A 12811-nucleotide genomic window follows, 5' to 3' on the forward strand; every position below is an offset into this window, starting at 1 on the left:
GTGGCCGTCGGCGCGGGTGAAGGCGGCGTCCACCAGCAGTGCTTCGTTCTCACCGGTGACGAGGGTGGCCGTCTTGTTCTTGCTGCCGGCCGGGAAGTCCAGATCCAGGACCTTGAAATCGAGGGTGCTCATCACGGTCTCCTAGTTGGTGTGGGAAGAGGAGGTGCGGGAAGCCTCGAAGGCGGTGAGACGCCGGTCCACGTCGTCGGCGGTGGCGTGTCCCAGGGCCAGCGGGACGACGTGGCCGCCGTCCACGGCCAAGAGCGTGGGGAAGCCGGTGACGCCGAGTTCGGCCGCGCGGCGGAAGTCGTCGGCCGCTGTGCCGTACCCCTCGGGGCTCTCGAACGCGGCCACCACGGCATCGGCGTCCAGACCGGCCTGCTCCGCGAGCTTCCGGTAGGTGGCGGGATCGGACAGGCTCAGTCCGTCGACGTAGAAGGCCTGCTGGAGCGCGGTGGCCAGTTCCACCGCGCGGTCGGGGGCCACTCGGCGCAGGGCCGCGACACCGCGGGCGGCGGCCTCGGAGTCCATCACGAACGAGCCGTCGGCGATCAGTCGCTCGTAGCCCTCGCCGAAGTCGGCGCCGGTCTGCGCGGCGATCTGGGCGTTGGCCCCCTGGACGTAGCCGAACTCGCGGATCGGGACCCTGCGGCCACCGGTGAACAGGCCGCCGGAGACGACCTCGACCGGCAGGTCGGGGTGCCGGGAGACGGTCTCGCGGAGGGTGGCGGAGAAACCGTGGGACCAGCCGCAGTAGGCATCGAAGACGTAGACGAGCTTCATCGAGGACCTCGGGGAACGGGGCGCCCACCTGGTGCGGGCACTCACCCCTGAGAACAGTATCTGACTCGTCAGATATTTCAACGAGGGGAGGCCCGATCGCGTGACGCGCGTCTCAGGGCCCCCGCTTGCCCACCGCCCGGTGGTCGGTGCCTCGTCAGGGCAGCTGCGGCAGGGCGTCCCGGGCCGAGTGGCTGAGGATGCGCAGGTCCTCCGCGAAGCGCTCCCGGTGATCCGCGGGCAGCGGGTTCAGGAAGTACTGCTTGATGTTCTCGACGTGCAGCCGGGCAGCGTGTACGACGGTCTCCTCGCCCAGGGGTGTCAGGCGCACCAGGCGTCCGCGCCGGTCGTCCGGATCCGTGACGCGCAGTACAAGACCCGCCGCCTCCATGCGGTCCACCAGGCGCGTCGCCCCGCCCGTGCTGAGCACCTGCTCCTGGCTGATGGCCCGCATCGACATCCCCGGCTCGCCCGCGCGACCCAGGATCAGCAGCACCTCGAACATCAGGTGGCTGATCCCGCACTCCTCCTCTATCCGCCGGCCCAGGATGTACTCCAGCCGGTTCGCGGCGCCCTGCAACCGCCCGAACGCGAGGACCAGCGCGTCGTCGGCCGCCTGCTTCGCGGTCGTGATCTCCCTCTGAGCGTCCTGCTCGCCCACAACACCTCCGTAAGTTCCCAGAGGCGGAACCTATCGTGCCCGCCGCCCGGGGGCCGTTCGACCGTGTTCGACACCGTGACGTTCCCCGCCTCGCCCCTTCGGTGAGCACGGCCACCGGTGCGCGCCGGGCGTCGGCAGGCGGGCTCCCCTCCACGCACGTCACGGCATGCCGGAACGGCCCTCAGTGCTGCCTGCGACCGGTCGGCTCGTCGTCCCATGCCTCGAAGCCCTGGCCGAAGGTCTCCGGGCGCCGGGTGTCGGAGACGGCGGCCAGGGCCAGGGTGTCGGGGTCGGGGGCGGCTCCCGGGGCCCGGTAGGTGATCGTGTCGGGCAGCATGGCCAGCGCGGTCGTGCCCTGGCCCTGGTCGCCCGGGCGGAGCTGGACCCGGACACCGTGCCGGTCCGCCAGCCGGCCGACCACGTACAGGCCCATGCGCTGGGAGATCGCCGCGTCCACGGTGGGCGGTTCGGCCAGGTGGTGGTTGATGTCGGCCAGGTTCTCGGGCGGCAGCCCGATGCCCCGGTCGTGGATCTCGACCATGATCCGCCCGTCGGGCAGCCGTGCCGCGGTGACCCGGACCTTGGAGTGCGGCGAGGAGAACGTCGTCGCGTTCTCCAGGAGCTCGGCGAGCAGGTGCACCAGGTCGGTGACGGCCCGGCCGTGGATCTCGGCCTCCGGGACCCCCGACAGCTCGATGCGCTCGTACTGCTCGACCTCCGAGGCCGCGGCCCGGACGACGTCGACCAGGGGCAGCGGCTGGTTCCACTGCTGCGCGGGGGTCTCGCCGCCCAGCACGAGGAGGTTCTCGCCGTTGCGGCGGACCCGGGTGGCGAGATGGTCCAGCTTGAAGAGGTTGGCCAGCTGGTCGGGGTCGGCCTCCTTGCCCTCCAGGCTGGTGATCAGGGCGAGTTGGCGCTCGATCAGGGACTGGTTGCGACGGGCCAGGTTGCTGAAGATCGTGTTGATGTTGGCGCGCAGCAGGGCCTGTTCGGCGGCGAGCCGTACGGCCTCGCGGTGCACGTGGTCGAAGGCGCGGGCGACCTCGCCGATCTCGTCCGTGGTGGTGATCGGGATCGGCGCCACCTCGGACTCGACCCGGCCGGGTATGGCCCGGGTGAGCTGGGTGAGCAGCGCGGGGAGCCGCTGCCCGGCGATCTCGTGGGCCGCGGCGCTCAGCCGGCGCATGCTGGTGCTCATCGTCCGGGCCACCCACGCGGCGAGCAGGAAGGCGACCAGGACCGCGGCCAGGACCAGAGCGGCGTTGACGACGGCGTCGTTGCGGGCGTCGTCGGCGATGCTGCGGCTGTTCGCGAGGGCGGTGTCGGTGAGGTCGACCTCCACGCTGCGGTAGGCGTCGAAGCTGAGGGTGGCGGCGGCGAAGAAGGACTCGGGCGTGATGCCCTGCGCGGCGAGCTGCGCCGGGGACTTGCCCGAAGCGATCTCGCTGTTCATCTTCGCCAGACCCGGCGGGGCCACGAAGGTCTTTCCGGCCGCCTCGGCCTGCCCCTGGGCCGTCGCCACCTGCTCCTTGCCCCGTCGCTCCGCGTCCGACAGGGCCTTGCGCAGCCGGGCCATGTCGTCGCCGGTGCCGGCGCCCGCGTACTCCTGGAGGCCGACCTGTTCGAGATAGACGTAGGAGCTGAACGAGCCGAGCAGGGACTGGAGTTCACCCGGCGCGAGCTGGGAGCGGTCCTCGGTCAGCAGATGGGTGCCGATCGCCCGGATCAGGGACTCGGCGGCCTGGGTGAGCGAGACGGAGTAGAGGGTGCGGCCGTAGCTGGCCTGGTTGGTGCTGCCGAAGCCCAGTTCGTTGGAGATCTCCATCAGAGGGTGCTGGACGGCGTGGTAGCTCTCCTCGGTCTGCACGCCGGTCATCCGTGAGGTGAAGGCGTTCGCCCGTACCGACGCGAGCTGCTGCTCGCCGGCGCGGACGAGTGCGACGCGGCGCAGCAGGCCGGGGGTCTGCGGCATCCGCCCCACCGCTGCGTCGAACAGCTTCGCGTCCGCGTCGGTGACAGCCCGGGCCTTGGCCACCACGCTCGACGTCCGGTCGCCCTTGAGCAGGGGGATGACCGACACGTCACGTTCGTTGATGGCGTCGTTGGCGTACTTGTTGGCCGCCTGGACCAGCTCCGCCACCCGGACCGCCTTGTCGGCGTCCTGCCAGGTGTGCACCGAGCGGGTGACCCGGATGCCACCGAGCACGAGCGCGATGAGCACCGGAATCAGAAGGATGGCCTGGAGTTTTCTGGCCACACGCCAGTTGCGGGTCCCCAGGCCGCCCAGGCGGGCTGCGGACGGAGTCTTCGACACGATGGCCTCACGGTTCTGGGTCGCCTAGTTACTTCACCCTTGAACAACGTGGGAGGCCTGTGCAGTTGTTCAGATTGCGGAGTATTTCGTCTGCTGTCACAGATTCCGCCGCTGTCCTGTCCTGCTACCGAGGGGTTCCGTCACCGAGGGATCCCGTAGCCGGGGGAACCCGGACAGGAGAGGGAGACAGAGATGAAGATCGTCGTCGTCGGAGGCACCGGCCGCATCGGATCGCAGGTGGTGGGCCTGCTTGAGGCCAACGGCCACGAGGCGGTGGCGGCCGCGCCGAGCACGGGCGTGGACACGCTCACCGGGGAAGGGCTCACGGAGGCGCTCAAGGGCGCGGACGTCGTCGTGGACGTGGCGAACTCCCCGTCCTTCGAGAAGGAGGCCGCCCTCGACTTCTTCACGCGCGCGATGCGGAACCTCACGGCTGCGGAACAGGAGGCCGGGGTCCGCCACCATGTGGCGCTCTCCATCATCGGCGTCGACCAGGTGCCCGGGCTCGGCTACTACCTGGCCAAGGTCGCGCAGGAGGACGCCGTACGGGCAAGCGGCGTCCCCTTCACGATCGTGCGGGTGGCCCAGTTCTTCGAGTTCGTCGCGCCCGTGATGGACCTGACCACCCGGGGCCGGGACGTGCACCTGCCCTCCACCCAACTGCGCCCGATCGCCGCCGCGGATGTCGCCGCGGTGGTCGCCGAGGCGGCGCAGGGCGAACCGGTGAACGGGCTGCGCCAGTTGGCCGGCCCCGAGATCCACCGCCTCGACCGGCTCGCCGAACTGACCCTCGAGGCCAGGCCGGACGGCCGCCGCGTCGTCACCGACGAGAGCGCGGGCATGTTCGCGGCCATCCCGGACGGCGTCCTGACCGGCGACGCCACGGTCCCGACGGCACGGACGCGTTACGAGGACTGGCTCAAGCGGAACTGACGGGGTGGGGAGGTCCGGGGGCGGGCTGGGTGGTGAAGTCCGCCCAGGGCAGTACGGCAGCCCCCTCCCGGCCTACACCCGCCCCGAAGACCTCTCGTACGCCCGCAGTTTCTCCGGTGCCAGGACCCAGTACAGGCCGTCGATGCCGTCCGGGCCCACCGTTGCGCTCACCAGGCCGACGGTCTCGCCGTTCCTGCGGAGCAGCAGAACGGGCAGGCCGTTGGCCTCGGTGAAGGCGAACTCGGCGCCGGGGAGGAACTTCCTGACGAACGCGCTGATCTTCGCGACGCGCCCCGCGCCCACGACCTCCAGCCGCGCCACGCCCCGCAGCCCGTTGCCGTCCGCGTAGGCGACGACGTCGGCGGACAGCACGCCCTCCAGTGCCGCCACGTCACCGTCCCGCGCCGCCGCGACGAAGGCGTCGAGGAGCCGTCGGTGCTCCGCCGCCCCGACCCGTTCACGGCGCTCCGCGGACAGCCGTTTCCTGGCCCGGCTGACGATCTGCCGCACATTGGCCTGGCTGAGCTGGAGGATCCCCGCGATCTCGTCGTACGGATAGTCGAACGCCTCCCGCAGCACATAGGCCGCCCGCTCCACCGGATTCAGCTTCTCCAGGACCAGCAGCACGGCCAGTTCCAGCGCCTCGCCGCGCTCCGCGCCGACCAGCGGGTCCACGCTCGTGTCCACGGGCTCCGGCAGCCACGGACCGACGTACGCCTCGCGCCGCACCCGGGCCGACTGGGCCACGTTGATCGCCAGCCGGGTCGTGGTCTTCGCGAGGAACGCCCCGGGATTCAGCACCCCGGCCCGGTCGGCGCCCTGCCACCGCAGCCACGCGTCCTGCACCACGTCCTCGGCATCGGACACACTTCCCAGGATCCGGTAGGCGATGCCGAACAGCCGGGGCCGCAGCCGCTGGAACGCGTCCGCCTCCGCGTCGAGAGAACCGTCGGCCGGCAGCGGAAGCTTGTCCATGGAGCCGATGCTACGCACCCACGGCGTCGGAGCAGGAGCCGGAAACGCAGCCGGAGCCGGAGCGGGAGCCGCAGCCGGAGCCGCAGCCGGAGCCGCAGCCGGAGCCGGAGCCGGTGGCACGGTCCAGAGGCCTGCCACCCTCACAGCACCCGCCACCCCACGGCCCCCGCCGCCCCGCCCCACCCCCTCAGTGCCGCCGCGACCGCCGCACAGTCAGCACCGCCACATCGTCCTGCTGGCCGCCCGGCCCGGCGAACGTGCGCGCGTCCTCGTGCAGGGCCTGCGGCAGCTCGGTGGGGGAGAAGTCGACGTACTTCGTCAGCGCCTCGTCGACCGGGTAGAACGTGCCGTCCGCGGACCGTGTCTCGGTCAGCCCGTCCGTGCTCAGCAGCAGCGTCGCGCCCACGGGGAAGTCGAACCAGCCGACGGTCGTCGGTTCGGCGGCGAGCTCCGCCAGGCCCAGCGGGACACCCGCCTCGAGTTCGAGGGCGCTGACCTTGCCGTCGTACAGGACGTACGGCAGGACGTGCCCGCAGTTGACCGCCTGCACCTCCATCTCCGCGTCCACCCCGATGACGAGCGCGGTGACGAAGCGTTCGTCGTCCCCGGTGTGCGTGGCGTAGGAGTTGTGCCGTACGACCGCCGCGTCCAGCGCGTCCACGAGCGCGGTGAGGGTCGGCTCGCGGTGGGCGGCCTCGCGGAAGGCGCCGATGACGGCGAACGCCGCGCCCACCGCGGTCAGCCCCTTGCCCTGCACGTCCCCGATCAGCACCCGGGTCCCGAACGGTGACGCGACGACGTCGTAGATGTCGCCACCGACGAGCCGGTCCTCCTGGAGCGGCTCGTACACACCGTTGACCAGGACGTCGTCGGTGAGCAGAGGCAGGGGGTGCAGGATGTGCCGCTGCATCGCCGCCGCGGTGGACCGCAGCCGCAGCATCGCCTCCTCGCGCCTGATCCGCCGGTGACAGCCGTAGACCGAGGTCGCGGCCAGGCCCACGGTGAACAGGATCAGCAGCAGCCGGTCGAACCAGTGGCCCGCCTCCCGGTCCCGCAGCAGCACACTGACGGTGACCACGACCGTGGTCCACACGGCGACGAACGTCGTCTGTCGCACCGTGCCCAGCGCCGAGGCCGCGCCCGGCAGGAACACCAGGAGCCCGAGGAGCCACACCTCGGACCCCGACAGCGCGCCGAGGGCCTCCACGAGGACGGTCACCGACACCACCCCGACGACCACCTCGGCATCGCCGGGGGGCTCGATGGCGTCGAAGGCGTCGCCGGGTCTCTTACGACGGCTACCGGACATGCGTGCTCCCGGGCAGGTGGTGATCTCCCCCTACGGTATGCAGCCCCGCTGTGACCCGGTGCGCCGCCCCGCCGATGGGGTAGCCGCCGCGTTGACGGGCCGCCTGGGCGCGGAGGGCCTCGGAGCACGGCAAGTCCTCGTCACCTCCCGCCCCTGACGGACGTCAGCCCTCGTACTCCCGCAGCTTGCGGTACAGCGTCGCCCGGCCGATGCCCAGGGCCGCCGCCGCGCGGGACTTGTTGCCGCCGTGGCGGTGCAGGGTCTCGAGGATCGTGGCGCGCTCGGCGTGCTCCATCGGGCTGAGCGGGCGGACGGCGGGCCCTTCGCGCACGGTGTCGGGCAGCTCGGCGCGGCGGACCGGTCCGGAGGATCGCCGGTGTTCCGCCAACGCCTGCACGACGTGGGCGAGTTCGGTGACGTTCCCGGGCCACGGATGCTGTTCGAGCGCGCGCACGGCGTCCAGGGTCCAGGTGAGCGGCGGACTGCCCGGCGCGGGGCGTGGCGCCAGGGCCGTCAGCAACTCGCGGACGTCTTCGGCGCGTTCCCGCAGCGGCGGCAGGGTGACCGAGCGGGCGGCCAGCTTGTCGAGGAGCCGCTGGAGGCACGGTCCGGGCGGGGTGCCGGGGGTGTGGGTGACCAGCAGCCGGGCGTCCGGGTGGGCGTCGAGCAGGGAGTTCAGCACGGCCACGGCCGGTTGTGTCAGCCGCTCCGCGTGCCGCAGCAGCAGCGGGCCGCGTGCGGCCCAGCTCACCAAGTCCCCTTCGAGCGAGCCGACTTCGAGCGAGCCGACTTCGGCCGCGTCGAGGACCTGGACGGTCGAGGGGCCCAGCAACTCGCGGGCCAGCGCGGTCTTGCCCGTACCGCGCTCGCCGGTCAGCAGCATCGGCTCCGGCGAGCGGGCCAGGTCGGCGGCGCGCTCGACGGCGTACCGCCAGGGAAGGGAGGAGCCGGCCAGGGCGGGCAGGGTGCGTGGCCGGGGCCGCGGTCCGGTCTCGATCCGCGACTCCAGGACGGCCACGATCCCGAGGACCGCGCCGTCCTGCCGTACCACCTCGATCCGGGCCGTGCACCCGGCGTCCTCGGGCAGTGCGGCGACGGGCGGCGGATCCGAGTGCCGTGCCGTCATCGCCGTACGTTCGAGGGCGCGGAGTACCTCCTCGGTCGCCAGCCGTTCCGCCGCCGCGCTGAGCAGCCGGTTGCGGCCGTCCAGCGCGGCCACCGCACGGTCCTCACCGCGCGTGGCCCGCAAGTAGGCGTCGAGGAGCAGTTGTTCGGGGCGTCCCGCCCGGGCGAGCAGTTCGGCCTCCACCGCGGTGGCGGCGGCCTCGGCGAGAGCCGCCTGCGGATGCGGCGGGCGGCCGCCGCACAGCCGGCAGGCGACGGTGAGGGTGCCGAGCGCGTGGCCGCTCTTCGGGGCGAGCACGGGCACGCTGACCGCCGACACGTCCTGCCAGACGTCCAGGAAGTGCTCGGGCCCGTGCACCTCGGCCCGGCGCCGGTCGCGCAGCGCGAGTGCCGCGCTGTTGTGGCCGACCTCCTGCTCCGACAGCCCCGGGCGCGGGGGCAGCCCGGGAGCCACGCCGGAGGTCCACAGCACCCGCAGCCGCGCGTCGGTCAGCAGGAGCACCGAGGGGCCGGGGCCCAGGGCGGGGGCGATCCGTTCGAGTACCGGCCGGGCCGCGCCGAGGAGAGGCGAGTCGGCGGGCCGGGGCGGGGGAGCGGAGGGTTGTCCCAAGTCGTGCGGCACACCGAAGAACCGCGCCCGGCGCCAGGCCGCGAGTACGTCCTCCGGTACCCACTCGGGCACCGGCCGCCCGGACAGGAAGCGTTCCCGCGCCACTCCCAGCGGTGGGAGGGCGTGGACGGCGGGCGACGGCTCTGTGGTGGTCACGAGGTATCCACCGTAACGGGTGCAGTTGAACGCGCAACGACTGCCCCGCACGGGAACCCGCATCGACCGCCCCGCGCGAGAACCCGCGTCGACCGCCCCGCACGGCAGGGACCCGTTCATCGCCTGCGGTTGTATCGAATTGAGACACCCGCACACCGCCCCGCCCCACCATGATCAAGACTGTCCGTCGTCCGTGAGCCCGCCTGGAGCGCCCCGTGTCCACCGTCGTCGAGACCGACGTCCTGATCGTAGGCAGCGGGCCGGCCGGTGCCTCGGCCGCGCTCGCCCTGAGCACCTACGGCGTCCCCAACATCGTCGTGACCCGCTACGCGAGCCTCGCCGACACACCCCGCGCGCACATCACCAACCAGCGCACGATGGAGGTCCTGCGCGACCTCGGCGTCGAACAGGACGTCATCGCCCGGGCGACCCCGCAGCAGCTGATGGGCAACACGACCTTCTGCACCAGCCTGGCCGGCGAGGAACTCGGCCGGGTGCGCTCCTGGGGCAACGACCCGCTGGTCCAGGCCGCCCACGAACTCGCCAGCCCCACCCGCATGTGCGACCTGCCCCAGCACCTCATGGAGCCGGTCCTCGTCGACGCGGCCGTGGCCCGCGGCACCAGCCTGCGCTTCCAGACCGAGTACCTCTCCCACACCCAGGACGCCGACGGCGTGACGGCCACCGTCCGGGACCGGCTGCGCGGCGACACGTACGAGATCCGCGCCAAGTACCTCATCGGCGCGGACGGCGGGCGCTCCAAGGTCGCCGAGGACGCCGGGCTGCCTATGGGCGGCCAGATGGGCGTGGCCGGCAGCATCAACATCGTCTTCGAGGCCGACCTGACGAAGTACACCGCGCACCGGCCCGCCACCCTCTACTGGGTCCTCGCCCCGGGCGCCACCGTCGGCGGCATCGGCGCCGGCCTGGTGCGCTGTGTGCGGCCGTGGAACGAGTGGCTGATCGTGTGGGGCTACGACGTCACCGCGGGCGCCCCCGACCTGACCACGGAGTACGCCGAGTCCGTCGTACGGCAGCTGGTCGGCGACGACGAGATCCCGGTGACGATCAAGTCGTCCTCGGCGTGGACCGTCAACGAGATGTACGCCGAGAGCTACTCCAACGGCCGGGTCCTCTGCGCCGGAGACGCCACCCACCGGCACCCGCCGTCCAACGGCCTGGGCTCCAACACCTCCATCCAGGACGCCTACAACCTCGCCTGGAAACTGAAGCACGTCCTCGACGGCAGCGCTTCGCCGAAGCTCCTCGACACCTACACCGCCGAACGGGCCCCCGTCGGCAAGCAGGTCGTGACCCGCGCCAACCGGTCCATCGGCGAGACCGCTCCCATCTTCGAGGCGCTCGACGGCCTCTCCCCGCAGACGCCCGAGCAGCTGTGGGCCAACATCGCGGCCCGCAAGGAGGTCGGCGAAGCCGCCGAGAAGCAGCGGGCGAAGCTGCGCGAGGCCATCGCCTTCAAGGTGTACGAGTTCAACGCGCACGGCGTCGACCTCAACCAGCGCTACACGTCCGACGCGATCGTCCCCGACGGCACCCCGCCGGAGACGTTCCCGCGCGACCCCGAACTCCACCACCAGCCCACCTCCCGCCCGGGCGCCCGCATCCCGCACGCCTGGATCACCTCGGGGACCCGGACGCTGTCCACGCTTGACACGGTCGGCCGGGGCCGCTTCACCCTCCTCACCGGCATCGGCGGCGAGGGCTGGATCCGGGCCGCCGAGGCGCAGGACGTGGACATCGCCACCGTGGTCATCGGGCCGGGGCAGGAGTACGAGGACCCGTACGGCGACTGGGCGCGGCTGAGCGAGGTCTCCGACGCGGGCGCCCTGCTCGTACGGCCCGACGGCTTCGTGGCCTTCCGGCACGCGACCGCGGCGCCCGACGCTCTCGAGGTCCTTTCGGACGCGCTGCGCCGCATCCTCGGTCACACCCGATAACGCGCGACCATGGCAGAAGCGGAAAACCGTCGAGCACGAGGAGCCGGGATGACCACCGACGCGATCGGAAGCAGCGTCACCGAGGAGGCCGTCACGAGTCTCCGCGCGTCCGCCGATCCACGCCTGCGCGAGCTGCTCACCGGCCTCATCCGTCATCTGCACGACTTCGCGCGCGAGACCCGGCTCACCCAGCAGGAGTGGGAGAAGGCGATCGCCTTCCTGACCGCGACCGGGCAGAAGTGCACCGACACCCGGCAGGAGTTCATCCTCCTTTCGGACGTCCTCGGCCTGTCCATGCTGGTCGAGACGATCAACGGCGACCGGGTGCAGGGCGCCACCGAGTCCACCGTGCTCGGCCCCTTCCACATGACCGAGTCGCCCGTCCGCGCGCTCGGCGACGACATCGACCTGGTGGGCGGCACCGGGCCCTGCGTGGTCAGCGGACGGGTCCGCTCCGCCGACGGCACCCCGCTGCCGGGCGCCGTCCTCGACGTGTGGCAGGCCGACGACCAGGGCTTCTACGACGTCCAGCAGCCCGACGTCCAGCCGGCGGGCAACGGCCGCGGACTGTTCACCGCGGACGCCGAGGGCCGCTTCTGGTTCCGCACCTGTGTCCCGGCGCCGTATCCGATCCCGACCGACGGCCCGGTCGGCGACCTGCTCCGCGCGACCGGACGGCACCCCTACCGGCCCGCGCACATCCACTTCATCGTGGGCGCCGAGGGCCACACCCCCGTCACCACCCACATCTTCGTCGCGGGCAGCGACTACCTCGACTCCGACGCCGTCTTCGCCGTGAAGCGGAGCCTGGTGCAGGACTTCGCCGTCACCGACGACCCGTCCCTGGCCGCCGAGTTCGGCGTGCCGAACCCCTTCCGGCACGCCCGCTTCGACCTCGTACTGGAGCCGAACGCATGACGTTCACCGGCGACTTCACCTACGAGAGCCGTCCCGGCCGGGTCGTCTTCCGGCCGGGCGCCGCCGTGAGCGCCACCCCCGCCGAGGCCGAACACCTGGGCCTGCGAAGGCTGTTGGTGGTGTGCGGCAGCCGGGGCGAGGCCGTCGCGCGCGCGGTCGCGGACGCGCTCGGCGACTCCTGCGCGGGCCTGCACGCCGAGGCCCGGATGCACGTCCCCGTCGAGGACGCCGACCGGGCCGTGGCGGCGGCGCGCGCGGTTGGGGCCGACGGGGTCGTCGCGGTCGGCGGCGGCTCCTCCATCGGCCTCGGCAAGGCGATCGCGCTGCGCACCGGACTGCCGCTGATCGCCGTCCCGTCGACCTACTCGGGCTCCGAGATGACCCCCGTCTGGGGCCTGACCGAGTCCGGCGTCAAGCGCACGGGGCGGGACCCGAAGGTCCAGCCCCGCAGTGTCGTCTACGACCCCGAGCTCACCGTCTCCCTGCCGGTGCCCCTGACCGTCACCAGCGGTGTCAACGCCCTCGCGCACGCTGTCGAAGCCCTCTACGCCCCGGACACCTCCCCGCTGATCGCGCTGATGGCCGAGGAGGGCGTGCGGGCGATCACCGAGGCGCTCCCCGCGCTCGCCGCACGGCCCGACGACCTGGACGCGCGCGGTCGTGCCCTGTACGGGGCGTGGCTGTGCGGAGCCTGCCTCGGGTCGACCACGATGGGTCTGCACCACAAGCTCTGCCACGTCCTCGGCGGCACCTTCGGGCTGCCGCACGCCGAGACCCACACCGTCGTCCTGCCGCACGCGCTCGCCTACAACACGCCCGCCGTTCCCGGCGCGTCGGCCGCGCTGAGCAGGGCACTCGATGCCGAGAACCCGTCACAAGCACTGTGGGACCTGGCCGGACGCCTCGGCGCTCCGCGCTCCCTCGCCGAACTCGGTCTCAAGGAGACCGACGTGGCCGAGGCGGCCCGGCAGGTGGCGGGACAGCCGTACGCCAATCCGCGTCCCGTGACGACGGAGGGTGTGCGGGCGGTGCTCCAGGCGGCCTTCGAGGGCCGCCGGCCGTGAGTCCCGCG

General features: G+C 72.4%; 10 protein-coding genes and 1 pseudogene. 4 read left to right on the forward strand and 7 right to left on the reverse strand.

The genetic code is table 11. The annotated features are described in order from the left end of the window. The 4 genes and pseudogenes from IF54_RS44085 to IF54_RS0125965 all read right to left on the reverse strand — a co-directional run. A pseudogene (locus tag IF54_RS44085) lies at positions 1-132 on the reverse strand (MBL fold metallo-hydrolase); the annotation flags it as partial. Positions 133-141: 9 nt separating this feature from the next. Continuing rightward, positions 142-783 carry a DsbA family protein gene (locus IF54_RS0125955; RefSeq protein WP_030322746.1) on the reverse strand — a complete coding sequence of 214 codons (642 nt, stop codon included), beginning with the start codon at positions 781-783 and terminating at the stop codon, positions 142-144. A gap of 154 nt (positions 784-937) precedes the next feature. Next, positions 938-1441 carry a MarR family winged helix-turn-helix transcriptional regulator gene (locus IF54_RS0125960; protein ID WP_030322748.1) on the reverse strand — a complete coding sequence of 168 codons (504 nt, stop codon included), beginning with the start codon at positions 1439-1441 and terminating at the stop codon, positions 938-940. Between the two features lie 181 nt (positions 1442-1622). Next, positions 1623-3755, reverse strand: a complete 2133-nt coding sequence (locus IF54_RS0125965; protein WP_030322754.1) for a nitrate- and nitrite sensing domain-containing protein — start codon at positions 3753-3755, stop codon at positions 1623-1625. 192 nt (positions 3756-3947) lie between these two features. On the opposite strand from IF54_RS0125965, the gene IF54_RS0125970 reads away from it, so the two are divergent. Continuing rightward, positions 3948-4688: an SDR family oxidoreductase gene (locus IF54_RS0125970; RefSeq protein WP_030322757.1), complete on the forward strand. Its 741-nt coding sequence runs from the start codon at positions 3948-3950 to the stop codon at positions 4686-4688. Between the two features lie 72 nt (positions 4689-4760). Here the strand turns inward: IF54_RS0125970 and sigJ are convergent, their stop codons facing one another. The 3 genes from sigJ to IF54_RS0125985 form a co-directional block, all read right to left on the reverse strand. Continuing rightward, a complete protein-coding gene (sigJ, locus tag IF54_RS0125975) occupies positions 4761-5663 on the reverse strand; it encodes an RNA polymerase sigma factor SigJ (protein ID WP_030322759.1) in 903 nt (300 codons plus the stop codon). Between the two features lie 187 nt (positions 5664-5850). Further along, on the reverse strand, positions 5851-6972 hold the full coding sequence (locus tag IF54_RS0125980; RefSeq protein ID WP_030322761.1) for a PP2C family protein-serine/threonine phosphatase: 1122 nt from the start codon (positions 6970-6972) through the stop codon (positions 5851-5853). A 163-nt stretch (positions 6973-7135) separates the two neighbouring features. Then, the gene (locus tag IF54_RS0125985; RefSeq protein ID WP_030322764.1) at positions 7136-8863 is read right to left on the reverse strand and encodes a sigma-54-dependent Fis family transcriptional regulator; all 1728 of its coding nucleotides are present in this window, start codon (positions 8861-8863) and stop codon (positions 7136-7138) included. Positions 8864-9078: 215 nt separating this feature from the next. Here IF54_RS0125985 and IF54_RS0125990 point away from each other — a divergent pair, with 215 nt between their 5' ends. From IF54_RS0125990 to IF54_RS0126000, 3 genes are read left to right on the forward strand one after another with little or no spacing between them, the layout of a single operon-like run. Then, a complete protein-coding gene (locus tag IF54_RS0125990) occupies positions 9079-10821 on the forward strand; it encodes an FAD-dependent oxidoreductase (RefSeq protein WP_030322767.1) in 1743 nt (580 codons plus the stop codon). Between the two features lie 48 nt (positions 10822-10869). Further along, complete coding sequence (locus IF54_RS0125995) at positions 10870-11739, forward strand: intradiol ring-cleavage dioxygenase (RefSeq protein WP_030322769.1); 870 nt, start codon at positions 10870-10872, stop codon at positions 11737-11739. Continuing rightward, the gene (locus IF54_RS0126000; protein ID WP_030322770.1) at positions 11736-12803 is read left to right on the forward strand and encodes a maleylacetate reductase; all 1068 of its coding nucleotides are present in this window, start codon (positions 11736-11738) and stop codon (positions 12801-12803) included. Before IF54_RS0125995 ends, IF54_RS0126000 begins: the two co-directional genes overlap by 4 nt. Positions 12804-12811 lie beyond the last annotated feature (8 nt).

This window comes from Streptomyces sp. NRRL B-3229 (genome assembly GCF_000719505.1).
GTDB classification, from domain to species: Bacteria; Actinomycetota; Actinomycetes; order Streptomycetales; family Streptomycetaceae; genus Streptomyces; species Streptomyces griseorubiginosus.